25 protein-coding genes and 1 tRNA gene are annotated in these 23,833 nt (G+C 70.8%); 13 read left to right on the plus strand and 13 right to left on the minus strand.

The features are described 5' to 3' along the window. The coding region (locus H0487_RS23205) for a 2-oxoacid:ferredoxin oxidoreductase family protein (protein WP_312855821.1) at window positions 1-809 on the minus strand (809 nt) is incomplete at its 3' end. 355 nt (window positions 810-1,164) lie between these two features. On the opposite strand from H0487_RS23205, the gene H0487_RS04600 reads away from it, so the two are divergent. The 4 genes from H0487_RS04600 (at window position 1,165) to H0487_RS04615 (ending at window position 4,863) form a co-directional block, all read left to right on the plus strand. After that, a complete protein-coding gene (locus tag H0487_RS04600) occupies window positions 1,165-2,211 on the plus strand; it encodes a sulfate ABC transporter substrate-binding protein (RefSeq protein ID WP_183093054.1) in 1,047 nt (348 codons plus the stop codon). Between the two features lie 138 nt (window positions 2,212-2,349). Then, window positions 2,350-3,072, plus strand: a complete 723-nt coding sequence (gene cysT / locus H0487_RS04605) for a sulfate ABC transporter permease subunit CysT (protein ID WP_376766664.1) — start codon at window positions 2,350-2,352, stop codon at window positions 3,070-3,072. A 13-nt stretch (window positions 3,073-3,085) separates the two neighbouring features. Further along, complete coding sequence (locus H0487_RS04610; protein WP_312855822.1) at window positions 3,086-3,874, plus strand: sulfate ABC transporter permease; 789 nt, start codon at window positions 3,086-3,088, stop codon at window positions 3,872-3,874. Beyond that, a complete protein-coding gene (locus tag H0487_RS04615; protein WP_183093056.1) occupies window positions 3,874-4,863 on the plus strand; it encodes a sulfate/molybdate ABC transporter ATP-binding protein in 990 nt (329 codons plus the stop codon). Before H0487_RS04610 ends, H0487_RS04615 begins: the two co-directional genes overlap by 1 nt. A 16-nt stretch (window positions 4,864-4,879) precedes the next feature. Here H0487_RS04615 and H0487_RS04620 read toward each other — a convergent pair whose 3' ends face one another. Both H0487_RS04620 and H0487_RS04625 read right to left on the minus strand, forming a co-directional pair. Further along, window positions 4,880-5,347, minus strand: a complete 468-nt coding sequence (locus H0487_RS04620; protein ID WP_183093057.1) for an SRPBCC domain-containing protein — start codon at window positions 5,345-5,347, stop codon at window positions 4,880-4,882. Then, window positions 5,337-5,585, minus strand: a complete 249-nt coding sequence (locus H0487_RS04625) for a hypothetical protein (RefSeq protein ID WP_183093058.1) — start codon at window positions 5,583-5,585, stop codon at window positions 5,337-5,339. The genes H0487_RS04620 and H0487_RS04625 overlap by 11 nt, the downstream gene beginning before the upstream one ends. Before the next feature lie 163 nt (window positions 5,586-5,748). Between H0487_RS04625 and H0487_RS04630 the strand changes: the two genes are divergently transcribed. The 3 genes from H0487_RS04630 (at window position 5,749) to H0487_RS04640 (ending at window position 7,998) form a co-directional block, all read left to right on the plus strand. After that, the gene (locus H0487_RS04630) at window positions 5,749-6,609 is read left to right on the plus strand and encodes a hypothetical protein (protein ID WP_183093059.1); all 861 of its coding nucleotides are present in this window, start codon (window positions 5,749-5,751) and stop codon (window positions 6,607-6,609) included. Window positions 6,610-6,642: 33 nt separating this feature from the next. After that, a complete protein-coding gene (locus H0487_RS04635; protein ID WP_183093060.1) occupies window positions 6,643-6,999 on the plus strand; it encodes a hypothetical protein in 357 nt (118 codons plus the stop codon). 147 nt (window positions 7,000-7,146) lie between these two features. After that, window positions 7,147-7,998 carry a hypothetical protein gene (locus tag H0487_RS04640; protein ID WP_183093061.1) on the plus strand — a complete coding sequence of 284 codons (852 nt, stop codon included), beginning with the start codon at window positions 7,147-7,149 and terminating at the stop codon, window positions 7,996-7,998. 47 nt (window positions 7,999-8,045) lie between these two features. On the opposite strand, the gene H0487_RS04645 is transcribed toward H0487_RS04640, so the two are convergent. Further along, complete coding sequence (locus H0487_RS04645; protein WP_183093062.1) at window positions 8,046-8,537, minus strand: YajQ family cyclic di-GMP-binding protein; 492 nt, start codon at window positions 8,535-8,537, stop codon at window positions 8,046-8,048. 121 nt (window positions 8,538-8,658) lie between these two features. Between H0487_RS04645 and H0487_RS04650 the strand changes: the two genes are divergently transcribed. After that, window positions 8,659-8,740 (plus strand) — tRNA-Tyr (locus tag H0487_RS04650). A gap of 53 nt (window positions 8,741-8,793) precedes the next feature. On the opposite strand, the gene H0487_RS04655 is transcribed toward H0487_RS04650, so the two are convergent. After that, window positions 8,794-9,594, minus strand: coding sequence for a hypothetical protein (locus H0487_RS04655; protein WP_183093063.1), 801 nt, complete (start codon window positions 9,592-9,594; stop codon window positions 8,794-8,796). A gap of 86 nt (window positions 9,595-9,680) precedes the next feature. On the opposite strand from H0487_RS04655, the gene H0487_RS04660 reads away from it, so the two are divergent. Together H0487_RS04660 and H0487_RS04665 are read left to right on the plus strand one after the other, a co-directional pair. Beyond that, entirely contained in the window at window positions 9,681-10,529 is an 849-nt protein-coding gene (locus tag H0487_RS04660; protein ID WP_220793081.1) for an alpha/beta hydrolase, read from the plus strand. Between the two features lie 65 nt (window positions 10,530-10,594). After that, the gene (locus H0487_RS04665) at window positions 10,595-11,317 is read left to right on the plus strand and encodes a hypothetical protein (protein WP_183093064.1); all 723 of its coding nucleotides are present in this window, start codon (window positions 10,595-10,597) and stop codon (window positions 11,315-11,317) included. A gap of 127 nt (window positions 11,318-11,444) precedes the next feature. Here H0487_RS04665 and H0487_RS04670 read toward each other — a convergent pair whose 3' ends face one another. The 6 genes from H0487_RS04670 to H0487_RS04695 form a co-directional block, all read right to left on the minus strand. Beyond that, window positions 11,445-12,056 carry a hypothetical protein gene (locus tag H0487_RS04670; RefSeq protein WP_183093065.1) on the minus strand — a complete coding sequence of 204 codons (612 nt, stop codon included), beginning with the start codon at window positions 12,054-12,056 and terminating at the stop codon, window positions 11,445-11,447. Window positions 12,057-12,220: 164 nt separating this feature from the next. Further along, window positions 12,221-13,276 (minus strand): ABC transporter ATP-binding protein, encoded by a 1,056-nt coding sequence (locus H0487_RS04675; RefSeq protein ID WP_183093066.1) that lies wholly within the window; start codon window positions 13,274-13,276, stop codon window positions 12,221-12,223. Beyond that, complete coding sequence (locus tag H0487_RS04680; protein WP_183093067.1) at window positions 13,273-14,772, minus strand: ABC transporter permease; 1,500 nt, start codon at window positions 14,770-14,772, stop codon at window positions 13,273-13,275. The genes H0487_RS04675 and H0487_RS04680 overlap by 4 nt, the downstream gene beginning before the upstream one ends. A 68-nt stretch (window positions 14,773-14,840) precedes the next feature. Further along, window positions 14,841-15,878, minus strand: a complete 1,038-nt coding sequence (locus H0487_RS04685) for an iron ABC transporter substrate-binding protein (RefSeq protein WP_183093068.1) — start codon at window positions 15,876-15,878, stop codon at window positions 14,841-14,843. After that, window positions 15,878-18,463, minus strand: a complete 2,586-nt coding sequence (locus tag H0487_RS04690) for an AMP-binding protein (protein ID WP_220793082.1) — start codon at window positions 18,461-18,463, stop codon at window positions 15,878-15,880. The genes H0487_RS04685 and H0487_RS04690 overlap by 1 nt, the downstream gene beginning before the upstream one ends. Before the next feature lie 67 nt (window positions 18,464-18,530). Continuing rightward, window positions 18,531-18,998 (minus strand): nitroreductase family deazaflavin-dependent oxidoreductase, encoded by a 468-nt coding sequence (locus tag H0487_RS04695; protein WP_183093069.1) that lies wholly within the window; start codon window positions 18,996-18,998, stop codon window positions 18,531-18,533. An 82-nt stretch (window positions 18,999-19,080) separates the two neighbouring features. Between H0487_RS04695 and H0487_RS04700 the strand changes: the two genes are divergently transcribed. After that, a complete protein-coding gene (locus H0487_RS04700; RefSeq protein ID WP_183093070.1) occupies window positions 19,081-19,740 on the plus strand; it encodes a phosphatase PAP2 family protein in 660 nt (219 codons plus the stop codon). Here the strand turns inward: H0487_RS04700 and H0487_RS04705 are convergent. Then, the gene (locus tag H0487_RS04705) at window positions 19,724-20,326 is read right to left on the minus strand and encodes an RDD family protein (protein ID WP_220793083.1); all 603 of its coding nucleotides are present in this window, start codon (window positions 20,324-20,326) and stop codon (window positions 19,724-19,726) included. The two genes, H0487_RS04700 and H0487_RS04705, sit on opposite strands and share 17 nt — an antisense overlap. 216 nt (window positions 20,327-20,542) lie before the next feature. On the opposite strand from H0487_RS04705, the gene mptB reads away from it, so the two are divergent. Beyond that, the gene (gene mptB / locus H0487_RS04710; protein WP_183093071.1) at window positions 20,543-22,075 is read left to right on the plus strand and encodes a polyprenol phosphomannose-dependent alpha 1,6 mannosyltransferase MptB; all 1,533 of its coding nucleotides are present in this window, start codon (window positions 20,543-20,545) and stop codon (window positions 22,073-22,075) included. A 29-nt stretch (window positions 22,076-22,104) separates the two neighbouring features. Next, window positions 22,105-22,668, plus strand: coding sequence for a hypothetical protein (locus tag H0487_RS04715; protein WP_183093072.1), 564 nt, complete (start codon window positions 22,105-22,107; stop codon window positions 22,666-22,668). A 10-nt stretch (window positions 22,669-22,678) separates the two neighbouring features. Here H0487_RS04715 and H0487_RS04720 read toward each other — a convergent pair whose 3' ends face one another. Then, window positions 22,679-23,797, minus strand: a complete 1,119-nt coding sequence (locus tag H0487_RS04720; protein ID WP_183093073.1) for a glycosyltransferase — start codon at window positions 23,795-23,797, stop codon at window positions 22,679-22,681. Window positions 23,798-23,833: the final 36 nt, after the last annotated feature.

Genomic DNA, 23,833 nt, shown 5'->3' on the forward strand with positions numbered 1-23,833 from the left:
GGGTAGGACCCGAGGAACACCGGGAGCCCGGAACGGACGCCGGCGGCGATGAGGCCGTAGGACAGCGCCAGGTTGCCGGTGATGTTGCGGTAGGTGCCGGTCGGCAGCTTCGCGGGCTTGATCTCGTAGCGGACCACGAACGTCTCGGTGGTCTCACCGAAGTTCCAACCGGCCTTGAACGCTGCGAGGTTGGCGCCGAGGATCGCCGCGTTCTTCTTGAACTTGGCCTCGAGGAACGTGGTGGTCGGCTCGGTCGGGCGGCCGTACATCCAGGACAGCAGGCCGAGGGCGAACATGTTCTTCGCCCGCGCGGCGTCCTTGCGGGACAGGCCGAACTCGGCGACCGCGGCGACGGTCATCCCGGTCAGGTCGACCGGGTGGACCTGGAAGTCGCCCAGCGGGTCGTTGGCGTCGCCGAGCAGGTCGATCGGGTTGACGTCGTAGCCGGCCTTGTCGAGGTTGCGCTTGGTGAAGTCGTGGGTGTCCACGATGATCGCCGCGCCCTTGGGCAGGTCGCCCACGTTGGCCTTCAGTGCCGCTGGGTTCATCGCGACGAGGACGTCGGGGCGGTCTCCGGCGGTGAGGATGTCGTGGTCGGCGAAGTGCACCTGGAACGAGGAGACCCCCGGGAGCGTGCCCTGAGGGGCCCGGATCTCTGCGGGGAAGTTGGGCAGGGTCACCAGGTCGTTGCCGAAGACGGCCGACTCCTGGGTGAACCGGTCACCGGTCAGCTGCATGCCGTCACCGGAGTCACCGGCGAACCGGATGATCACCCTGTCGAGCTGCTTGACCTGCTTGGTCTCACTCACTTGCGATCCACTTTCGTCCTGCACTCGCCTGATTCTAGAACCTGTTCCAGTTTTTGTCCTGGACACGTGTCCGACGTCTCTTCCGGGTCGGGCGCGACGTCTGCCTCAATGCCGGCCCCACGATAGTCCGCGCCCGGCTCCGAGCGGAGTCCTCGCCAGTCGCTGAGAGGCCGACCCGGGTGACCTCACTCACACCATCGGCCGGTTCCCGGCGTGCGTCAGCGTCCGCGTCGTCGGATCCGACACGCGGACAGTTGGCATTGAGTTACTAAAGTCTAGTAATCTACCCATCATTCACATGAAGGCCGTGCCTAACGGGGTATCGGTCGGGACATCAAGAGTGGAGCAGCAACACATGAACAAGACGATCAAGGCAACGGTGGTGGGTCTGACCGGGATGCTTGCCCTGACCGCCTGCACCTCTGCCGGTGGTAGCGACTCCAAGGACACGCTCAACGTGGTGGCGTTCTCGGTGATGGAGGCGGCCAACGAGCCGGCCTTCGAGGCATTCCAGGACACCGACGCGGGCGAGGACATCGAGTTCGCCCCGTCGTACGGCGCTTCGGGCGACCAGAGCCGCGCCGTCGTCGACGGCAAGGCCGCCGACTACGTGCACTTCTCCCTCGAGACCGACATGACCCGCCTCGTGGGCGAGGGCCTCGTGGCCGAGGACTGGAAGGAGCAGACGTCGACCAACGGCATCGCGACCTCCTCGGTCGTGGTCTTCGTCGTCCGTGAGGGCAACCCGCTCGGCATCGACTCCTGGGACGACCTGGTCCAGGACGACGTCGAGGTGCTGACCCCCAACCCGGGCTCGTCCGGTTCGGCGCGCTGGAACATCCTCGCGGCGTGGGCGCACATCGTCGGCAACGGCGGCACCGAGAAGGAGGCGGAGGAGTACATCTCCGAGCTCCTCGCCAACACCCCGGCCCTGCCGGCCAGCGCCCGTGAGGCGACCTCGGCGTTCGTCGAGGGCGACCAGGACGTGCTCCTCTCCTACGAGAACGAGGCGATCCTCGCCAAGCAGAACGGTGAGGCCATCGACTACGTCGTGCCGACCGACACCCTGCTCATCGAGAACCCGGCTGCGATCACCGAGGACGCCAAGGACGGCGCGCAGGACTTCCTCGACTTCGCCACCTCCGCCGAGGGCCAGGAGATCTACGCCGGCTTCGGCTTCCGCCCGGTCGCCGGTGTCGATGGTGTCGAGCTGCCCGAGGTCGAGGGTGCCAACGACCCGGCCAACCCGTTCCCGGCGCCCAACCAGCTGTTCACCATCGACGGTGACTTCGGCGGTTGGTCGGTGGCGGCGGAGAAGTTCTTCGCCGACGGTGAGGACGGCGAGCCGCTGGGCATCATCCCGCGTCTCATCGAAGAGTCCGGCTCGGACGCGCAGGAGTGATCGGTCATCGCTACTGCAGTTCTTGAAGCGACCGCCAGCCCGACGCCGCCGACGCGGCGCCGGGCTGGCGCCCGCTCGACACTGACGGCCGGGTCCTCCCTCGGGCTCGGCATCGCGGTCACCTGGTTCAGCCTGCTCGTGCTGGTCCCGCTGACCGCCATCGTCGCGACCTCCGCGGGTCGCGGCTGGTCCGGCTACATCGACACCCTCACCAACCCGCAGACCATGGCGGCGATCCAGCTGACCGTCGGCCAGGCCGCGCTCGTGACCGGCCTCAACGTGGTGATGGGCACGCTCATCGCCTGGGTCCTGGTCCGCGACCGGTTCTGGGGCAAGCGGATCCTCGACGTCGTCATCGACATCCCGTTCGCGCTGCCGACGATCGTCGCCGGACTGGTGCTGCTGGGTCTCTACGGCAACGGGAGCCCGATCGGGCTCGACTGGGCCTACACCGAGCGGGCGGTCATGCTCGCGCTCGCGTTCGTGACGCTGCCCTTCATCGTGCGCACGGTCCAGCCGGTGCTCGAGGAGCTCGACCACGACGTGGAGGAGGCGGCGGCCTCGCTCGGAGCCAAGCGGCTCACGATCTTCCGCCGGATCATCCTGCCGAGCCTGGTGCCGGCGATCACGGCCGGCGCGGCGCTGGCCTTCGCCCGGGCGATCGCGGAGTACGGCTCGCTGGTGCTGCTCAGCGGCAACAAGCCGTTCTCGACCGAGGTGGTCTCGGTGCGGGTGCTGTCCTTCATCGAGAACGGCAGCACGGAGTCCGCAGCGGCGGTCGCGAGCCTGATGCTCGCGGTGGCGCTGGTGGTGATCGTCCTCCTCGACATCGTGCAGAGGCGGGTGTCGCGCCGTGGTTGAGGTCTCGACTCCCGTGAAGTGGCTGCTCCGCCTGCTGGCGGTCGGCTACGTGTTCTTCCTCGTCGCCTGGCCGGTCACCACGATCGTCCGTGAGGCCTTCGCCGACGGCCTCGGCACCTTCGTCGACCTCTTCAGCGACGAGCAGGCCGTCAACGCCCTGACCCTGACCGCACAGGTGGCCGTTCAGGCCGTGCTCATCAACCTGGTGTTCGGCGTCGGCATCTCGCTGCTGCTGGTGCGCTACGAGTTCCCCGGCAAGCGGGTGCTCTCGGCGCTGATCGACCTGCCGATGGCGGTCTCCCCGGTCGTCGTCGGCCTGTCGCTGCTGCTCGTCTACAACGGGCGTGACGGCTGGTTCGGCAAGCACCTGGAGGAGTGGGGCATCCAGATCATCTTCAGCGGCACCGGCATGATCATGGCGACCTGCTTCGTCGCCCTGCCGCTGGTGATCCGCGAGGTCGTCCCGGTCCTCACCGAGATCGGTGACGACCAGGAGCAGGCCGCACGCAGTCTCGGCGCCAACGCGCGGCAGACGTTCCTGCGGATCACGCTGCCCAGCATCAAGTGGGCAGTGGTCTACGGCGTCGTGCTGAGCCTGGCCCGCAGCCTCGGCGAGTTCGGAGCGGTCAAGATCGTCTCCGGCAACGTCTCCAACCAGACCCAGACCGCGACGCTTCTCGTCGAGAAGCAGTACCAGAGCTTCGACCAGGCCGGCGCCTACGCCACCTCGTTCGTCCTCGCCTTCGTGAGCGTGCTCTGCATCGTCGTCGTGTCGATTCTTCGCCCGAAGGAGCACCACTGATGTCCATCGAAGTAACCAACGTGACCAAGAAGTACGGCGACTTCTACGCCCTCGACGACGTCAGCGTCTCGCTGCCGACCGGTCAGCTCACGGCGCTGCTCGGGCCGTCGGGCGGTGGCAAGTCGACCCTGCTGCGGATCATCGCCGGCCTCGACACCGCGGACAGCGGGTCCGTCGCGATCGAGGGGACGAACGCCACCAAGCTGCCCCCGCAGAAGCGCAACGTCGGCTTCGTCTTCCAGCACTACGCCGTCTTCAAGCACATGACGGTCGCGAAGAACGTGGCGTTCGGCCTGGAGATCCGCAAGACGCCGAAGGCGGAGGTGAAGCGCCGGGTGGGTGAGCTCCTCGAGCTCGTCCACCTCTCGCAGTTCGCCGACCGGCTGCCCTCACAGCTCTCCGGCGGCCAGCGGCAGCGGATGGCGCTGGCGCGCGCGCTCGCCGTCGAGCCGACGGTGCTGCTGCTCGACGAGCCGTTCGGTGCGCTCGACGCCAAGGTCCGCAAGGAGCTGCGGGAGTGGCTGCGCCGCCTCCACGACGAGGTCCACGTGACGACGGTGTTCGTGACCCACGACCAGGAGGAGGCCATGGAGGTCGCCGACGAGATCGTGGTCATCAACCAGGGCAGGGTCGAGCAGGTCGGCAGCCCCGACCAGCTGTACGACGAGCCGGCCAGCGACTTCGTCATGGGCTTCCTCGGCGAGGTCACCCGCCTCGGTCCCGTGCGGCTGCGACCGCACGACGTCGACGTCGTGGTCGAGCCGGGGCGTTCGGGATCCTTCCCCGGCACCGTCACCCGGATGCTGCGCGTCGGCTTCGAGGTGCGACTCCAGGTCGAGCTCGACCCCGAGTTCAGCCGGGGCGACGAGCCGGTCTCCGTCGTGCTCTCGCGCGGTCACGCGCGGGCGCTCGACATCGAGCTCGGGTCGAAGGTGTGGCTGTCGGCCGCCGTCGGCGCCGTCACGGTGCCGGCCATGGTGGCCGTCTGATCCCTGGCCCGAGCGGTCAGGAACCCTCGGTCCGTCGCTTGAGGGCTTCCGCGTGCCTGCGGAAGCCCTCGGCGACGCGTCCGGGTCCGGCCAACGCGACGAGCGGGCCGGAGAACTCCTCCCACGTGTCGTAGGTCGTGGGAGCGCCCGGCGACTGGGTGAGGCGTTGGTGCCGGGTGCCGCGCACCAGACCGAGCTTGGCCGGCAGCCCGGCATAGACGTAGGACAGCAACGCGGTCGTCGTACCGCCCGCGTCGGTGGCCGGCGGCTCGATCGCGGTGATGACCTCGGGGGACCGTGTCTCCTTGCCGTTGGCCCAGCGGACGGTCAGGACGATCGGGTTGCCGACAGCGGCGGGCTGCGGGGTCTCCACCCGGAACAGGAAGGGGTTCCACTCGCCGTACGCCTGGGTGTCGAGCATGACGCCCCAGACGTCGGCGAGCGGTGCGTCGATCGTGACGCTGGCCCGAGGGTCAGCAGGCATCGAGCTGCGTGCCGATGGCGCCGAGCGACTGGATCTGGGAGTCCCGGTCGACCTCGTCGTCCGAGGTCAGCAGGGTCGGGATCATCAGGCCGATGATCGCGGTCGCCTGTGCCTTCTCGATGCAGGTCTGCCGCTCGGCGTCCTCGCGGGCGCGTTCGTCGGCGCGCCAGACGAGGACGCTGTTGATCGCCACCAGCACGATCAGCGCTGCTAGCAGGGAAGCCAGGATCCGGTTCATGCCGGTCACCCTAGAGCGTTCCGGACGGGCGACCGGGCCCCCGACGGAATTAGCCCATATGGCCGATGGAACGCCCGGTCTCCGACTACTAGCGTCGACCGTTGGGCCCGGTATCTCCGGGCCTTCCCGGGCACCCCCCCTGCTATCTCGAGGACGGCTACGAATGAGGCTTCCGCAAATCACGACCGGAAAGGTCCTGGCCGGCACCGCCATCGTGCTGCTCGCGACCACCGGGACGGCCTATGCGGCCAACACGGTCACCAGCTCCGACATCGTCAACGGCACGATCCAGACCGTCGACATCAAGAACGACGCCGTGACCAACGCCAAGATCGCTGACGACGCGGTCGGCAGCCTGCAGATCATCAACCAGTCGATCAAGGGCACCGACATCACCGACGGCACCGTCGGCAGCATCGACATCCTCAACGAGACCATCGTGACCGCCGACATCCTCAACGGAGCCATCGCCAACGTGGACCTCGGCGCCGACTCGGTGACCTCGGCGAAGATCCTCAACGGGACGATCCTCTCCGTCGACCTCGCCAACGACTCGGTCAACGGCGACAAGATCGCCGACGGGTCGGTCACCACCGCCGACGTCCTCGACGGGACCATCAACAGCGACGACGTGCAGAACGAGTCGTTGACCAACGCCGACCTGGGGACCGACTCGGTCCAAGCCCTGGAGATCCAGGACAACTCCATCGACGCCGGCGAGATCATCAACGACTCCCTGTTCGCCGCCGACCTCGGGCCCAACGCGGTCGGGTCGAGCGAGCTGGGAACGATCACCCAGCGCTCGGCGACCAGCGCGGTGATCGCCAGCGGGACCACCGGCTCGGTGACCGTCGCCTGTCTCGCGGGCGAGGACGTCCTCTCCGGAGGCAACGACGTGTCCAACCTCGGGATGGAGGTCATCGCGTCCCGCAGGAACGGTGCCAACGGGTGGGCGCTGTTCATCCGGAACGACAGTGGAGGCAACGCGACGGCCACGGTCCACGCCTACTGCCTCGCGTCGTAGTACGGGACGGGTGAGTTGCTGATGAAACGTCCGATGAGGGCGCGAGGCGCCCGATCTGCAGTGCTGGCAGGTGTGGTCGCGGTGGCGTTGGCCACCGGTGGCCTGGCCTACGGGTCCGCTGCCGACGGCGACGAGGGGACCGCGGGGGTGTCGGTCGCCACCGGCACGCCGGTCGACAAGGGCGACGCCACGGGCACGGCGAAGATCAAGCCGAAGCCCGGGGTCAAGCCGTCGAAGTCCGTCGCCCCGGGGTCGACGGCCGAGAAGAACCCGGTCATCCGGTCCCGCACGACAGGGGCACGGGTGGTCGACAAGTCCGACAAGGGCAAGAAGAACGTCCGCCCGACCAAGGACGGCGGCAGGAAGAACGCCCCGATCACCCGGGGCTGATCGCCGGACTTCCCCCACGCACGACCCCGTGGCCCGGTTCCCTCGTGGAGCCGGGCCACTGGTCTGCCCGGGCCTGCGCTAGTAGCGTCACTACCCGGCTCGGAAGCGCCGGGTGATCTCGGGCGATCACTTTCGCGAGGTCATGCCATGAAGCTCCCCCAGCTGTCCTTCGGCAAGGTGCTGGGCGGCACTGCCGTTGTCCTGGTCGTCACCACCGGTACGGCGGTCGCGGCCGACACCGTCGGCAGCGCCGACATCATCAACGAGTCGATCGTCAGCATCGACATCAAGAACGACAGCATCACCGGTGCCGACATCAAGGCAGAGACGGTGGGGAGTGCCGACATCCTCAACGCCTCGATCAAGGGGGTGGACATCACCGACGGGACCGTCGGCAGCATCGACATCCTCAACGAGACGATCCGGACCGCCGACATCCTCAACGGGGAGATCCTCGGCGAGGACCTCGCCGACGGCACGCTGACGTCAGCCCAGGTCCTCGACGAGACGTTGACCTCCGCAGACATTCTCGACTCCTCGATCGGCAACGCCGACCTCGGGGACGACGTGGTCACCTCGAACAAGGTCGTCAACGAGTCGCTGACCAACGCCGACCTGGGCGTCGACTCGGTGCAGGCCGCAGAGATCCAGGACAGCGCCATCGACTCGGGTGAGATCGAGGACTTCAGCCTGAGCAACCAGGACATCAGTGTCTTCTTCGCCCAGGTGCGCGCCAACGCGACGCTGGCCAACGAGTGCTCCAACTGTGGCATCACTTCGTCGGACGCTGCCGGTGCGGGCGCCTACGTGGTGGACTTCAACCACCCGATCGTGAATTGCGCTTTCTTCGGCAGCCTGGGGGACTCCCTCACCAGCACAACCTCCGGCGAGATCAGCGTCGTGGACCGGATCAACGTCCAGGACAGCGTGTACGTCGAGACGAGGAGCTCCGCGGGGACCCTGACGGACAAGGCGTTCAGCGTCCTCGTCGTCTGCTGACGGTGCGGTGGCCCGCCCCGAATCGGGGTCGGCCACCGGCCACAGGGTCAGCGGTAGTTCGTGAACTGCACCGCGAACTCGTAGTCCTGCGCCTTCACCAGGGCCTGGACGGCCTGCAGGTCGTCGCGCTTCTTGGAGGAGATCCGCAGCTCGTCGCCCTGGATCTGCGCCTTGACGCCCTTGGGGCCCTCGTCGCGGATCAGCTTGCTGATCTTCTTGGCGTCCTCGGAGGTGATGCCCTCCTTGAGGGTGATGCCGATCTTGGACTGCTGGCCCGAGGCGCGGGGCTCGGAGGCGTCGAGGATCTTCAGCGACTGGTTGCGCTTGATGAGCTTGTCCTGGAACACGCTCAGGACGGCGCTGGCGCGGTCGTCGGCCGACGCCGTGATCTCGATCGCCTGGTCGCCCTTCCACTCGATGGTGGCCCCGGTGCCCTTGAAGTCGAACCGGGTGGAGATCTCGCGAGCCGTCTGGCCGAGCGCGTTGTCGACCTCCTGACGGTCGATCTTGCTGACGATGTCGAAGCTGGAGTCGGCCATGTGTCGTTCAGTCCCCTGGGTTTCTTGGACGGGCACGTGCTGCGCTATTGTTTCGCGTCGTTGCCGACCCGCCAACCTGGCCCCCTCCGGAGCCCGAAATGGCAGGTCGCGACACACCCCCGGCAGGTTGCCCGAGCGGCCAAAGGGAGCTGACTGTAAATCAGCCGGCAACGCCTACAGTGGTTCGAATCCACTACCTGCCACAGGGAGAAGCCCGGCCTCGACGAGGCCGGGCTTCACTGTTTCCCGGCCCTGGTCACTCGGGGAGGGCGTCAACGACGCGCATCTCGTCCAGCAGCCGATCGGTCAGGTCCGCGACCTCGTCGAGCTCGGCGTCGGAGAGCTGCCAGGAAGCGGTGCCGATCGTGGTGAGGTCGGCCCATCCGCAGATCGCGCCGGCGCCGGGCAGTTCGGCGCACAGCAGCTCGATGCCCGGGACGGATGCCGGGAACGCATCGGGATCCATGACGCCCGCACCTCCGAGGAAGTTGGTCAGCGCCTGCTTCGGTGACTGCTCGAGCTCCTCACGCAAGCCAGTGGAGTCCGAGGTGTTGATGGCCTGCACCACCACGGTTCGGAGGCCGTCCTGATAGCTCGTGACGACAGCGGTCGATCCGGGTTCCCTGTCGAGCAGCTTCTCGTCGATGACCTCCCGCTGCCGCTCCAGCGCGGCGCTCTCGGTCTTTCTCCACCCGAGGACGGTCGGCCGGTCCACGACATGTGAGCGCGCGTAGGTGCGCGACGCCTCCTGACGATCCTCGCGCTGCTCGACGAGGTCGGGCCCGAGCAGGAGCGCGATCCCGAGCGAGGCGACCACCGGCGGAGCGAGCAACGAGGCCGCCTCGCGCCATCGCTCTCGAGCCGCGGACCCGAGGAACCCGCCCGCCACGAATCCCATCAGTGCGGGAACGAGCAGCTCCCCGGCGACGGCCGCGTCGGTCTTGCCGGAGAGGTCACGAGGAAGAACCAGGACCAGCGCGGCGAGGTAGGCAGCACCGGCCGCGATCGCGGCCCGGGTCCAGGCGGCGCCGCCCGAGGTGTTCGCGTCGATGGTCATCGCGGAACTGTAGCCAGAGAGCGAGCGGTCACACCCGACTCGGTCCACCGCCCCATCCGCCGAGCGCAGGTGGACGAACAACAGGGGTGAGGCGACCGACCGACCTGGCTGCGGCGGCGATGATGCACGCGAGCGCCCGGTTCACGGTCCGGTACGGCGAGGACCTGCAGTTCTCCGGCCGCGACCTGCCGGACCCGGTGCGGGTGCGCGTGCCGACGCGGTACGGCAAGGTGCCGGTCCTCGTGTACGGCGACCTCGGGCGGCCGGCGTACGTGCACCTGCACGGCGGCGCCTGGCTGATGCGCTACCCCGCGATGGACGACTTCTGGTGCCGCTACCTGGCGGCCGAGGCCGGCGTGACGGTCGTCAACGTCGACTTCCGTGCCGGCCCCTACGTCACCTACCCGGTGGCGCAGCACGAGGCGCACGACGCGGCGGCCTGGGTGGCGGGGCAGGGCGCGCCGGTCGCCGTCGGCGGGTTCTCCTCGGGCGGTGGGCTGGCGGCGTCGGTGTGCCTGCAGGCCCGTGACCAGGGCACCTTCGTCCCCACCCTGCAGGTGCTCGGCGTCCCGGCGCTCGACGTCGCAGCGTCGGTCCCGCAGGGTCCGTCGGGGATGATCTCGTCGTCGCTGCGCGACCTGGTGCGACGCGTCTACTTCCCCGACCCCGCGTCGCGGTCGGAGCCCTACGCGTCGCCCGTGCTCGCCGAGGACCTCGGTGGCCTGCCGCCGGCCGTGGTCCTGACCGCCGAGCTCGACGCGCTGCGTCACGACGGGCGGCGCTACGTGGATCTGCTGCGTGCGGCCGGCGTGGAGGTGCTGCACGACGAGACCCCGGGCGCCGACCACTACTTCCTCAGCGCCGACCTCTCGCGGGCACGCCAGACGATGGCGCTCGTCGCCGAGGAGGTCAGGCGTCGGGCAGTGCCTGTCTGAGAGCGCTCTCGCCGTTGGTCCGACGCGCATTCGGCACCGCCAGGGCGCCGACCTAGGATCCGGGCGTGCCTCGGACCCTGCTCGCGCTGCTGGCCTGCCTTTTCGTCGTCGGCTGCTCGAACGACGGCGACAACGCTGAGGGAGGCGGCAGTGGCCGGAATTCATCGGGCGCCGACGGCGGGCTGGCGTCCTGCGGTCTCGAGAAGGACACGCTGGTCCCCACGCTGAAGGCGGCCGTCCCGACCGAGTCGAGCGCCAGGGTGACGATGGAGATGAACGGCCCGGGGATCGAGATCACGTACGACGCGACCATGACCTACCGGCCGGGCGGCGTCGACATGGAGCTGAGCGCGGTCCAGGACGGTCGGGAGATCGCTCTGGTCATTGTCGACGGCCGCATCTTCGTCGCCGACGCGAACGGTGCCTTCCGTGAAGTCTCCGACGACGACCCGACAGGCGCGCCTCTGCGCGACGTCGCGGGCGACCTGGACTTCGTGGGGACGTTCGATGCGATGGAGGCAGGCATCGTCGACGTCGGTGCGGTCGACACCGCGACGATCGACGGGGCGCCCGCATGCCGCTACCGGATCGACGTCGACACGGCCGCCGCCTCCCAGGCCGAGGGCGATCCGGTGCCTCCCGGGATGCCCGACACCCTCACCTACCGGATGGTCGTGGACTCCGACGACCTCATCCGGGCAGTCGAGTTCTCGCTGCTCGGGGTCGAGGCCGAAGGGGAGCTCAACTGGATCGACCCGGTCGACATCGAGGTCCCCGAGGTCGGCTAGGAATCCCGCGCTTCTCCTACCTGGCGCCACCGATGTTGACGCCGGGGCAACCGGCCTCGACCACCCTCCCGATCCGCACCCCGGCCAGCTCGGCCTCCTCGTCCACCTGATATCTGCGTCCTGGCGTTCATCGGGTCGTCTCCGGGCCCTGGTCGGGTGAGACGCGGCCTGATCGGACCCGCTCGGCAGCGGCGAGTACGTCGCGCCGCAGGTCCCGGGACGGCCGTCCTGCAGTCCTCAACGCGAGCGGTGTCTCCTGGTCCCCGGACGGAACGACGGTGGAGCCGTCGAAGAGGAAGCGGGACTGGGTGTTCACGAGGTAGGCGTCACCGGTCTCGGGATCGATGTCGAGAGCGAAGACGCCCGTGTCGCCGACCTCCAGCCACGGCAGTCCCTCGAGCTGGTAGCCCTGACGCTCAGAGCTCCAGCCCTCCTCGTCCAGGGTCAACGTGCGGGGAACCTGCTTCCGGGGCTGCGGGCCGGACCACAGCACTTCGTCCACTGCGAGGGTCACGGCCCTGGACCGCGTGCTGTCCGGTGCTCCCGGGTCGCCGTGCCATCTCCCAGGCTCGGTCGCCGTCGCCTCGGCGACGACGACCAGGTCGGAGGTCGCCACCATCTCCGCGAGGCTCTCGAAGTGGTGGATCTCGCGCACGTGGGCGACGGACTCGGGCTCGTCGTCCCAGCCGTGGGGATCCTCGGTGTCCTGCTGCGTGGCGTTGCACCCGGCCGTGAGCATCAATGCGGCGCACCCTCCTGAGGCTGCCCGTCGCGCCCGCTGACCTTTGGCGTTCCCGTGCTTCATCCGCTCCCCCTGACCTCGTCTCCGCTTGAACGATAGATCAGATTGGGACATTGGTCGAGACGGGAAGTCACGCCATGCGAACCTGCCCTCTCGGACCGTCAGGCGGGGAAGGAGACGACGTCGCCGACGACGCCGACACGGACCCGGTCGCCGGGCTGCGGCACCGACGTGGCCGGGGTGCGGGCGGCGAGGAGCTCGCCGGAGTCCAGGCGGACCCGGACGGTGGCGTCGTGGCCGTAGAAGCTGATGTCGACGACCTCGGCAGGGGCGCCGTCGCCCGTGTCCTGGCGGATCTGGATCTGCTCGGCGCGGACCGCGAGGCGCACGGGGCCCGGTTGCGCTGCCGTCCGGAGGGGGACGACGCCCAGGGCGCAGGTGGCCTCCGCGCGGTCACCGGCCGGCGCGTCGCCGTCGACCAGCGAGGCATGGCCGAGGAACGAGGCGACGCGCGGCTCCGCCGGGGTCAGGTAGACCGCGGCCGGTGCGTCGACCTGGAGGAACGAGCCGTCCATCATCACGGCGACCTGATCGGCGAGCGAGAGCGCCTCGCCCTGGTCGTGGGTGACGAGGAGCGCGGCGGCACCGGCGGTCCGGAGCGCCCGGGCGACGGCCCGGCCGGTGTCCTCGCGCAGCGACGCGTCGAGGGAGGAGAACGGTTCGTCCAGGAGGACCAACCGCGGTCGGGGGGCGAGCGCGCGCGCCAGCGCCACCCGCTGCTGCTGACCCCCGGACAGCTCGTGGGGGAAGCGGGTCGCCATCGCGGCGGGAAGCTCGACGAGCTCCAGCATCTCCGCGACCCGGGCGGCGCTGTCGGCGCGCTCGCTCGCGGCCAGGCCGAACGCGATGTTGCCCGCCACGTCGAGGTGCGGGAAGAGGGCGCCGTCCTGCGGCACGTAGCCGAGGCCGCGCAGCCGCGCGGGCACCGATCGGCGTCCCTCCACGACCGGTGTGCCGGCGACGGTGACGGTGCCGGCGGTCGGTGCCACGAAGCCCGCGACCGAGCGCAGCAGCGTGGTCTTGCCGCAGCCCGAGGGCCCCAGGATCGCGGTCACGCCATCGGTGACGACCAGGTCGAGCCCGCGCAGCACCGGCGTGCGCCCGTAGCCGGCCTCGAGCCCGCGGATCTCGAGGGCGGCGCCGTGGGGGGTGCTCACTTCCCGCTCCTCAGGCTGAGGCTGCCGAGCAGCCAGGTGGACGGGACGGACAGCAGGACCAGCGCCAGCGCGTAGGGGGCGGCGGCGCCGTACGCGATCGAGGAGGCCTGGGACCAGAACTGCGTCGCGAGCGTATCGGTCCCCGTCGGGGCGAGCAGCAGGGTGGCGGTCAGCTCGGTGGCGACCGCGAGCGCGACGAGCGCGGTGGCGGCGGTCAGCCCGGGCAGCACCAGCGGCAGGGTGACCCGCCGTGCCACCTGCGGCCCGGTGCAGCCGAGGTTGCGGGCGACGTCCTCCAGCCCCGGCGGCACCAGCTCGAAGGTCGAGCGCACGCTGACGACCGCGCGCGGCAGGAAGAGGATCGTGTAGCCGACGAGCAGCACGACGACGGTCTGGTAGAGCGGCTGGACGACGCGGATCGACACCGTCACCAGGGCGAGGGCGATGACGATGCCCGGCATCGCGCTCGCCGTGTAGACGCTGCGCTCGATCGCGGTGGTGATCAGGCCGCGGTGCCGGACGGCGAGCCAGACGACGGGTACGGCGACCAGGGTCGCCGCGACGCCGCCGGCGAACGCCAGCACCAGGGTCGTCGCCGACGCCTGGACCAGCTCCCCGACCTCGATCCCGGTGGTGCTGCCGCGGAGCAGCCAGCGCACCAGGGCCCCGAGCGGCACGCCCAGTGCCCACACGGCGACGCCGGTGAGCGCGGCGACGACGGGCCAGCGGTAGCGGCCGAGAGGGATCCGGACCGGCTCGCCGCTGGTGCCGGAGCCGACCCGTGCCCGCCGACGATGGCCTCGCAGCACGGCCTCGATGCCGAGCAGGAGCAGGCAGAACGACACGAGCACCAGTGCCAGCAGCGTCGCCTCGGGACCGTTGAAGACGGTGGCGTACTGCTGGAGGACGGCCGTGGTGAGTGTCGGGTAGTTGAGGAGCGCGAGGGCGCCGTACTCGGCGAGGAGGTGGAGCCCCACCAGGAGCGCACCGCCGAGCACGGCCGGGCTGACGGCCGGCAGTGTGACCCGGAGGAAGACGCTCCAGCCGCTGCGGCCCAGGGACGTCGCGACCTCCTCGACCGCCGGGTCGAGGCGCCGCAGGGCGGCGACGGTCGGCAGGTAGACGAGCGGGAAGTAGGACAGGGTCACGACCATGACCGCGCCGCCGTAGGACTGGACGGCGTGCGTCGTCGAGACCCAGCCGTAGCCGTTGACGAAGGCCGGTACCGCCAGCGGCGCGCACAGGACCCCGTGCCACCAGCCGCGGCCGGGCACGTCGGTGCGCTCGACCACCCAGGCGCCGGCGACGCCGAGCACCGTGCTGGCGACGACGCCGGCGACGAGCAGCCGGACCGTGTTCCACAGGAGCTCGCCGATGCGCGGCCGCCAGAGGAAGTCCGTCGCCTCCTTCGGCCCGAGCTCGGCGGTGGTCGCCAGGACGTACCCGAGGGGGACCAGTGCGAGCCCCGCGACCGCCAGGCCGACGAGGAGCAGCACGGGCGAGGCGCCCCCGGCGACGGGCCGAGGGCGCCTCGAGGGCCGCGGGGGTGCGGTGGCGACCGTGCTCAGAGGAAGCCGACCTCGGTGAGCAGGTCGACGACGGCCTCGGCGTCGAGGTCGGAGACGTTGACCTGAGGCGGCTGGAGCTCCCCGAACGGCTTGACGCCCCCGAGCTCGACGGCCGGGTTGAGCGGGTACTCGAGGGCATAGCTGTCGGCGAGGATCTGCTGGCCCTCCTCGCTCACGAGGAACTCCACGAACTCGCGGGCCTCCTCCTTCATGTCGCTGGACTCGAGGACGCCGGCGCCGGAGATGCTCAGGAAGGCGCCCGGGTCCTGGTCGGTGAAGTAGTGCTGCTCGCTGCTGTCGTGGAGGTCGCCGTCCTCGGCGCGGTCCCGCTCCCAGTAGTAGTGGTAGACGATCCCGACGTCGGACTGACCGGAGTTCACGGCCTCGAGGGCGACCAGGTTGTTGTCGGCGACGGTGCCGTTCTCCTTGATGCCCTCGAGCCAGTCGCGGGTGGAGTCCTCGCCCTCGAGCTCGAGGACGGCGGCGACGATGGCCTGGAAGTCGGCGCCGGTCGGCGAGAACGTCAGGCGGCCGGCCCACTCCGGGTCAGCCAGGTCCATGATCGAGTCCGGCAGCTCGGACTCCTCGACGAGGTCGGTGTTGTAGACGAGCACGGTGGAGCGGGCGACGAACCCGGTCCACAGGCCGCTCTCGGGCCGGTACTGCGCGGGGATGGTGTCGAGGATGGACGAGGGCAGCTCGTCGAAGAGCCCCTCCGCCTCGACCTGCGACATCGCGGGGGAGTTCTCGGTGAGGAAGACGTCGGCGTCGGACGCGTCGCCCTCCTGGATGAGCTGGTTGGACAGCTCGAGGTCCTTGCCGTGGCGCAGCTCGACCTCGATGCCGGTGGCCTCCTCGAACGCCGGCGCGAGCTCCTCGATCAGCTGCTCGTGCTGGGCGTTGTAGATGACCAGCTTGTCCCCGCCGAACAGCCCGCACGACTGGAGGAGCGGAGCGGTGAGCGCGAGGGCGGCCAGGCCGACGAGGTGGCGGGCCGCCGGTCGGTTCCGTCGAGTACGGCGGAGGGTGGTCATCAGTTGTCCCCTGAGTTGTCGTGACGCGAAGGGTAGTGAGGTGCAGCGGGCCGGCGACGCCTGCCCACCGCGTCCGAGATGCGGGCCCAGACCAGCCCGGAGAGGTGCCAGGCGGCGATGCCGACCAGTACCGACGCGAGCAGGCCACCGAACGCCCAGCGGTGCTCGAGGTGCGGATAGACCTGCCAGTGGGTGAGGTAGATCGCGAACGACGCTCCGGCGAGCTGGCCGACCAGGCCGGTGAGGGCCCGGGGCCACGGCAGCGTCGGCACCCAGACGAGCAGCAGGACGCCCGCGGAGATGATCGCCTCGCGGACCAGGTCCTCGGTGAAGCCGAGCGTGCCGGCGACGACCAGTGCGGTCACCATGAGACGGGCTCGGGCGCTCGGCGCGCATGCCGCCGCCCAGCCGGCGACGAACAGCCATCCGACGAACGCCGAGGAGTGGATGACGTCGCCGTCGTACCCGCTGAGCCGCGCCCAGAAGCGCGGGACCAGGGCGAGGACGAGCAGGCCGACCGCGAAGGCGTACGGCGCACGTCGTTCCAGCGCCGCGACCCGCGGCACGGCGGTCAGCGCCAGCGCGGCGAGCAGCAGGTAGACGAGGACCTCGACGAACCAGAAGTGCCACTGCGGCTCGCGCCAGCGGTGACTGCCGAGGGCGTCGTTGAGCAGCAGCACCTGCCGCCACCCGTAGTCGTGGGTGACCAGTGCGACGGCACCGACCCACAGTGCGGTCGGGACGGCGATCCGGGTCACCGAGGCCAGGATCCGCGCGACGCGGCGCTCGGCCCCGCTGTGCGGGAGGTGGAAGCGGGCGAAGTTGGCGCCGGCCACCGCCAGCAGGACGTGGGCCCCGCCGAGCAGCGCGAAGACGTTGGAGTGGCTGCCGACGATCAGCACGATCGCAGCGGCCCGCAGCAGGATGCTGGTGTCGAGCCGGACCCACCCCTGGGAGGAGGTCCGGGTGCCGAGGGCGGCCAGGTCGGCGATGCTCCGCTGCGGCCAGTCGGCCGGCAGCGTGCCGATACGCCGCTCGAGCCGGAGCGAGAGCTCGACGTAGGACAGGGAGTCGCCGCCGAGTCCGGCGAACGTGTCGTCGGGCGTCACCCGACGGCGGCGCAGGACGGCGCCGTACAGCGCCGTGAGGGCCTCCGTCGGCGGTACGTCGGCGGCGTCGTGGGTCGGCGCCTCGAGGCGGGAGACGGCGGTTTGGTCGACCTTGCCGTTGTTGAGCCGAGGGAGCGCCGGGAGGGGGACGACGGCGACGGCGTGGGCGGGCAACCCGGTCGCGGCAGCCGCGGTGTGGGCCACCTCGTCGAGGACGAACGCGTCCGGGTCGCCCGCGACCGCGACGACCAGGCGCGCCGCGTCGGCGGACTCGGCACAGGCGACGTCGTGGTCGTCGACGCTCAGCAGCGCCTCGACGCGGTCGAGGTCGATGCGCTGCCCGAAGAGCTTGGCGAAGCGGGCGCGGCGGCCGACGACCTCGAACAACCCCTCCGGGGTGCAGCGGGCCAGGTCGCCGGTGCGGAGGTGGCTCAGCTCGGGGTCGCGGGCCAGGTCGGCCACGCCGGTCGCGTAGCCCATCATCACGTTGGGCCCGCTGTAGACGAGCTCGCCGACGCCGGCGGGCTGGTCCTCGACGGCCTCGAGGTGCAGGGCACCGCCGGGGATGGCGACGCCGATCGTCGACGGATGGGCGGCCGCGAGCGAGGGGGGCAGGTAGGCCATCCGCGCGGTCGCCTCGGTCTGGCCGTACATGACGTAGAGCTCCCAGCCCTCCCGCGCGCCGCGCTCGGCGACGGCACGGACGCGCTCCGGCGCGAGCCGACCGCCGGCCTGGGTGACGCGGCGAAGGGACGGGAGCACGGGCCACCCGGCGGTGTCGAGCAGGTCGAACGTGTAGGGGACCCCGGCGAACGACGTCACGCCGGTCGCGGCGGCGAGGTCCCACAGCCCGGCGTCGGCGACGGAGAGGTCGCTGAGGACGACGGATGCGCCGACGGCGAGGTGGCTGTGGAGGACGGACAGGCCGTAGCAGTAGTCCAGCGGCAGGGTCAGGACGGCGCGGTCGTCGTCCGCCAGCCCGAGGTACGACGCGATGGCCTCGGCATTGCTGTCCAGGTTCGTCTGCGAGAGCCGGACCAGCTTCGGCGAGCCGGTGGAGCCGGATGTGGAGAGCAGCAGTCGGAGGTCGGGGTGCAGCGCGGGCGCCGGTCGGCCGGTCGTCACGAACCCGCCGTCGGCCCAGGTCACGCTCGCGCCGTAGGCGCCGAGGAGGACCTGGTCCTTGGCCAGCAGCACGGTGTGGCCGTGCGCGAGAGCGGCGAGGTAGGCGACGACGAACTCCAGCGTGGGTGCCGGCGCGAGGCCGACGAGCTGCTGGTCGGCGGGGAGCCGGCTGGCCGCGCGGTCGACCCGCGCGGCCAGCTCGGCGTAGGTCACCTCGGCGCCCGAGCCGTCGAGGTGACCGGTGACGACCGCCGGGCGAGCTCCGTGGTGACGGAGGTCGCCAGCGAACCCGACGCCTGTGCGGGGCCGGGTCACACGCTCGCGCACAGGCGCGTGGAGCGGAGGCGTCACCCGATCAATATAAGGCTAGCCAAACCAATGTTAGGTATCGCTCACCAAAGTGTGAGCAGCGCCTCGCTCACACCGGGGTGAGGCGGAAGACCGGGATCGTGCGGTCGATCCGCTCGGCGTACTTGTCGAAGTTGGGCCAGGTCCTGTTCATGTGCCGCCAGGCCTGCTCGCGCTCCTCGCCCTCGAGCTCGCGCCAGCGGACCGTGTAGGGCTGGCGCTTGAAGCGGATCTCGACGGTCTCGGTCGCCCGCAGGTTGGCTGCCCACGCGGGCGGGCGCGGGTCACCGAAGAACGAGCCGGCGATCAGCCACTCCGGGCCGTCCGGCACCGTCAGCAGGTTGGTGGAGCGGAGCACGCCGCTCTTGCGGCCCGGCACGGTGAGCTCCATGCTCGGCAGCCCGGCGAGGTCGACGAAGCAGTAGCGCTTGCGGGTGACCGCCTGGAGCCGCTTGTCGAACCACACGATCTGGGGCAGGAGCTTCGGTGCCCAGGCGTACGACCCGAACTTGACCGCCACCGGTGTGAACAGACCCATGGCGGAAAGGTAGACGAAACCGTTGATGAGGGTCAGATGAGAGCCTCATGGAGGTCTCATCTGGGGTTCCTAACTTCGTCATGTGCTCACGAACGTCGCCGCCAACGCCGCCGCCCAGCTCGACGCTGCCAGCTCCGTCTTCCGGGGGTGGGCAGCCACCCAGCCCTGGACGGAGCAGCCCCTGCTGTTCGTCGAGTGGGCGTTCGACAAGCACACGCTGCTCTACTGGACCGTCGCGCTCGCTGCGTTCCTGCTGGCCCGCCGCCAGGTGCGCGAGGCCGTGCTCGCGGTCGCCGTCATGTGGTCGACCCTGGAGCTGAGCGGCTGGGGCAAGGTGCTCTTCGCCCGCGAGCGACCCGAGTGGCAGAACCCGGCCAACTTCCACGAGTCCGGCTCGTTCCCCTCCTCGCACGCGGCCGGGACCGCCGCCCTCATGGGCCTGGTCCTGGTGTTCGTGGTGCTGCGCAGCCGCTCCGAGGTCGTGCGGCGCTGGGGCTCGGTCGCCGTCGGTACGACGGTCCTCGCGGTCTGCCTCGACCGGCTGCTGCTGGGCCGGCACTACCCGAGCGACCTGGCTGCGGGCCTGCTTCTCGGTGGCGGCGTCGTGCTCGCCGCGGTCGGCGTCCTCCACCTGCTGTCGACCGTGTCGACCGGTGTCCCGGCACGCGAAAGGGGCGCCACCCCTGTCGAGGTGACGCCCCTGCGCGATCGCGAGCTGGTGCTCGTCAGCCGATCTGCCTGACGAAGGTGCCGCCGGCGAACTTGTCGTGCCACCCCTGGTGGTTGGGCTGGTCGCTGTTGAGCGTGATCGCGATGTAGATGATCGCGGCCAGCGGAGCGGCCCAGCCGAGGAAGAACCAGCCGATGAACGGGACGATGCTGAGGACACCGAGCGCGGAGTACAGGTTGCGCTTCACGGCCTGCTGCATGGTCGGCTTGCTGACACCGTCGGGGGCGAAGGTCTGCAGCTTGAGGATCATCTTGCCGACGGTCTGGCCGCGGTTGGACTCCAGGAACGCGAAGTACCCGAGGTAGAGGCCGGCCTGAACGATCGCGGTGAGCGTGTAGAAGATGAAGTACTCACCGAACGAGTTGCTGAACCCTGAGTAGATGATCGCGCTCAGGATCACGTAGATCGGGACGTAGACGACGCCCAGGATCACGTGGTCGATGAGGCGGGCCAGGAAACGGTTGAGCAGCTCGGCCGGGCGCGGGACGCCGGCAGGCTGGGCACCGGGGTAGCCGCCCGGCGTACCGCCCGGGAAGCCACCACCGGGCGGCGGCGGGGGAGGGGTCGGCGGGCCGGGAGGCTGCGGGGGCATCGACATGAAGGTTGCTCCTTGATGAGGGCGTGCGAAGCGCGCGTGTGACACATCTGTACCGCGCAGGGATGTGGCCAAACCTAAGGATGACCGACTCCTGCGCGAAAGGGGGTCAACCCCACCATTTGGGGCGTTCGGCGGTTCGCCCGGGGTTGCTTCCCGTTGTCCGCGGGTTGCTGCTGCGTTCAGGTCCCCGTCTCCCGCGCGCCCTACCTTCCGCCTGTGCTCCAGCAACGTCGACCCCGCACCGCGGTACCGATCACCCGCGGTCTGGTGGGCAGCAGCCTCGTGCTCCTCGGGGGTCTCGGCGTCGCCACGCTGCCGCCGTCGACGCCGCTGCTCCGCTCGGGCCTCCTCGACCTGGTGCGGGGCACGCAGGCCGGCCGGATGTCGGCGCTGGTGCTCGTGCTCCTCGGTCTCGGCATGGTGGCGAGCGCCTGGCTCGCCCTCTGTCGCCACGTCGCCCAGCACGCCGGGCACGACGAGCGTGAGTCCCTCGACCTGGTGCGGTTCGCGGCGACGGCGTGGAGCCTGCCGCTCGTCGTGGCGCCGCCGCTGTTCTCCCGGGACGGCTGGTCCTACGCCGCCCAGGGCATGCTCGCGCGGGTGGGCCTCTCGCCCTACGACTACGGTCCCTCGGCGCTGCTCAGCGGCCGGACCGCGGTGCTGCCGGACGCCTACCGCCTCCAGAGCGGCGACCCGATCGTGCAGGCGGTCGACCCGATGTGGGCCGACACCCCGACGCCGTACGGGCCCCTGCACGTGCTGCTCGGTGAGGTCGGTGCCGGCCTGACGGGCAACCCGTGGGTCCTCGTCGTCGGTCACCGGCTGATCGCGCTGGTGGGCCTGGTCATGCTCGCCTGGGCGGTGCCGCGGATCGCGAGGTGGACGGGGGCCGACCCGGCGCTCGCCTCGGCGCTGGTGCTGGTCTCCCCGCTCATGCTGGCCAACGGGGTCGCCGGACTGCACAACGACCTGCTGATGGTCGGCCTGATGGCGGTCGCCCTCGTGATCGGCGTGGAGCAGCACTGGGCTGCCGGGGCTGCTGTCGGGGCGCTCGCCGCAGCGGTCAAGCTCCCCGGGGGACTGGTCTGCATCGGCATCGCACTCGCCTCGCTCCCGGCCGGCGTCGCCCTCGCGGACCGGGTACGACGGCTCGGGGCCGTTGCCGCTGCCTCGCTGGGGGTGCTCCTGGGGCTCGGGGTGGTGACCGGCCTCGGTCAGGGCTGGATCGCCGCGCTCACCGTCCCCGGCAAGGTCTCGACGCCCCTCTCCGCGACGTCGCTCGTCGGCGGTGCGCTCGACTCGGTGGCCTCGGCGGTCGGCGCCGACCTGCCGGACGGCACCTTCCTCGGCGTGCTGCGCGCCCTCGGCATCGCCGGGATGGTCGTCGTCGCGGCCGTGGTCGCGCTCCGCTGGCCGACCGGGGACCGGGCCTCGGCCGTGACGGCGGTCGCGCTGGTCGCGGCCGCGTTCGTGGTGCTCTGCCCGGTGGTCCACCTCTGGTACTTCCTGGTGCTGCCGCCGTTCCTCGCCGCCCTCCCGCTCTCCCGGGGCGCCTCGAGCGCGTTCATCGCGCTGTCCGTCGTCCTGGGAATGGTGGCGCCGCTCGACTCCTCGATGCACGGCGCGTACCTGGCGATCGTGCTCGCCGTGATGACCCTCGCGGTGCTGCTGCCCGTGCTGCTGCTCACCCCGTCCGCGCGCGACCGGATCGACCGGATCGCGTCGTCACGCTGGCTCGTCGTCCGCTAGGACCCTCCCGCGTTGCTAGCGTGGCCGTGATGACTCTCCGCCTCGCCGCCGCCCTCGTCGGGCTCGGCCTGGTCGCCGGCTGCTCCTCGACCGGCGACACCGCCGACGAGCCGGCCGACGCGTCCGACCCGGCGTCGACGTCGACCGACGCGTCGACGGACACCACGGTCGACTACCCGGAGGAGGGCGTCGACCTGGTCGAGCCGCCCGCCGTCGAAGGCGCCTACCGGCAGGCGCTGCAGACCTACGTCGACTTCGAGCGCGGCCGTCGGCTGGCGGCGCGGACGGGCGACATCACCGACCTGCTGGCCCTCTCGGCCGTGGCGGCCGTGGTCGACCCCTACCGCGAGGCGATCAAGGCCTACGCCGGTGCGCCCTACGCCGGTGACGTCCGGATCGAGTTCCTCCGGGTCGAGCCGCGCGACACGGTGCTGGTGATCGACCTGTGCGTCGACGCCACCGACCTGGTCGTCCCGGACGACGCGCCCACCCAGCTGGGAGAGGCGACCCGCGCGCCGCAGCGGGTCGAGGTCCGCAACTACGAGGGCCCGTGGCGGGTCAGCAAGGCCGTGCCGGTCGACGGGTCGTGCTGACCCCGCGCAGCTAGGCCGTCTCCGGCACCCGCGCCGCCTCGCCGGCGTGGATCGCGAGCATCCGGCCCACGGTCTCGCTCCAGGGATACAGCTCGGCGCGCTGTCGGGCGCCCGCCCGTCGCTCCGCCCGCGGCCGGGCCGCGACCTGGAGCACCGCGTCGGCGAGCGCCGCGGGGTCGGGGGCGGCCCAGCCGCCCGAGGTGCGGTCGACGAGCTCGCGGGCGCCGCCGCGGTCCGCGGTGACCACCGGGGTGCCGCTCGCCAGCGACTCGAGCACCGCGAGCCCGAACGTCTCGGTGGGGCAGACCGACAGCGCTACGTCGGCCTCGGAGATCCGCCGGCTGAGCTCCTCGCGTCCGTCGACGAACCCGTGGAAGTGCACGGGCGCGCGGCCCGCGATGGCCTGGAGCTCGTCGAGGTGCGGGCCGTCGCCGTACACGTCCATCCGGAGCGGGATCCCGCGCCGGTGCAGCTCGACGGCGGTGGCGACCGCGAGGTGCGGCGACTTCTCGCGGGACAGCCGGCCGACGTGGGTGAGGCGCAGGATCTCGTCGTCGGGGCGGGCGACGGGGTGCGGGCGGAACGTCTGCAGGTCCACGCCGAGCGGGACCCGCTCGACCGGGCAGCCGGCGGCCGCCGCGACCTGCTGGAACTCCTGCTCGGCGTAGCGGGAGGTGACGACGAGGGTGTCGAAGCTACGCACGACCAGCCGGTTGACGACCCCGATCGACATCTTCGAGGTCGTCGGCTTGCCGCTGCGCCGGGCGAACATGTCGGTCAGCTGCTCGTGGGAGAGGCAGACCGAAGGGACGCCGGCGCGCCGGGCCCACCAGGCGACCGGCAGCAGCGTGAGCTTGTCGTTCCACTCGATCGACGTCGGCCCGAAGCGGTCGAGCACGTCGATGAGCCGCCACGGCTCGACGATGAGGCGGTAGCCGCCGCCGACCTGCGGAGCCCGGACCTGGACGACGGTCCCGTGCGCGGTCTCGGTGGTCGTGTCGGTCGGGCCGGGGACGACGAGGAGCCGGTCGACGCCGGCGTCGACGTAGCCACGGCCGAGCTCGGCCAGCGCGGTCTTCATGCCGCCCGAGGCCGCCCCGACGAAGTTGGCCAGCTGGGCGATGCGCACGTCGGCACCCTCCCCGGTGCCGGTGAACGGTCGGCG

The sequence above is a fragment of the Nocardioides stalactiti genome (assembly GCF_014180715.1).
In the GTDB taxonomy this organism is placed as follows: domain Bacteria; phylum Actinomycetota; class Actinomycetes; order Propionibacteriales; family Nocardioidaceae; genus Nocardioides; species Nocardioides stalactiti.

What these genes read in the sequence shown, in the direction of transcription:
- H0487_RS04625 (WP_183093058.1), bottom strand. Translation starts at nt 5,585, where the DNA reads ATGAACCGGATCCTGGCTTCCCTGCTAGCAGCGCTGATCGTGCTGGTG.
- H0487_RS04645 (WP_183093062.1), bottom strand. Translation starts at nt 8,537, where the DNA reads ATGGCCGACTCCAGCTTCGACATCGTCAGCAAGATCGACCGTCAGGAG.
- H0487_RS04630 (WP_183093059.1), top strand. Translation starts at nt 5,749, where the DNA reads ATGAGGCTTCCGCAAATCACGACCGGAAAGGTCCTGGCCGGCACCGCC.
- H0487_RS04715 (WP_183093072.1), top strand. Translation starts at nt 22,105, where the DNA reads ATGACTCTCCGCCTCGCCGCCGCCCTCGTCGGGCTCGGCCTGGTCGCC.
- H0487_RS04655 (WP_183093063.1), bottom strand. Translation starts at nt 9,594, where the DNA reads ATGACCATCGACGCGAACACCTCGGGCGGCGCCGCCTGGACCCGGGCC.
- H0487_RS04640 (WP_183093061.1), top strand. Translation starts at nt 7,147, where the DNA reads ATGAAGCTCCCCCAGCTGTCCTTCGGCAAGGTGCTGGGCGGCACTGCC.
- H0487_RS04670 (WP_183093065.1), bottom strand. Translation starts at nt 12,056, where the DNA reads ATGCTCACGGCCGGGTGCAACGCCACGCAGCAGGACACCGAGGATCCC.
- H0487_RS04695 (WP_183093069.1), bottom strand. Translation starts at nt 18,998, where the DNA reads ATGGGTCTGTTCACACCGGTGGCGGTCAAGTTCGGGTCGTACGCCTGG.
- H0487_RS04705 (WP_220793083.1), bottom strand. Translation starts at nt 20,326, where the DNA reads ATGTCGATGCCCCCGCAGCCTCCCGGCCCGCCGACCCCTCCCCCGCCG.
- H0487_RS04615 (WP_183093056.1), top strand. Translation starts at nt 3,874, where the DNA reads ATGTCCATCGAAGTAACCAACGTGACCAAGAAGTACGGCGACTTCTAC.
- H0487_RS04600 (WP_183093054.1), top strand. Translation starts at nt 1,165, where the DNA reads ATGAACAAGACGATCAAGGCAACGGTGGTGGGTCTGACCGGGATGCTT.
- H0487_RS04620 (WP_183093057.1), bottom strand. Translation starts at nt 5,347, where the DNA reads ATGCCTGCTGACCCTCGGGCCAGCGTCACGATCGACGCACCGCTCGCC.
- H0487_RS04685 (WP_183093068.1), bottom strand. Translation starts at nt 15,878, where the DNA reads ATGACCACCCTCCGCCGTACTCGACGGAACCGACCGGCGGCCCGCCAC.
- H0487_RS04635 (WP_183093060.1), top strand. Translation starts at nt 6,643, where the DNA reads ATGAGGGCGCGAGGCGCCCGATCTGCAGTGCTGGCAGGTGTGGTCGCG.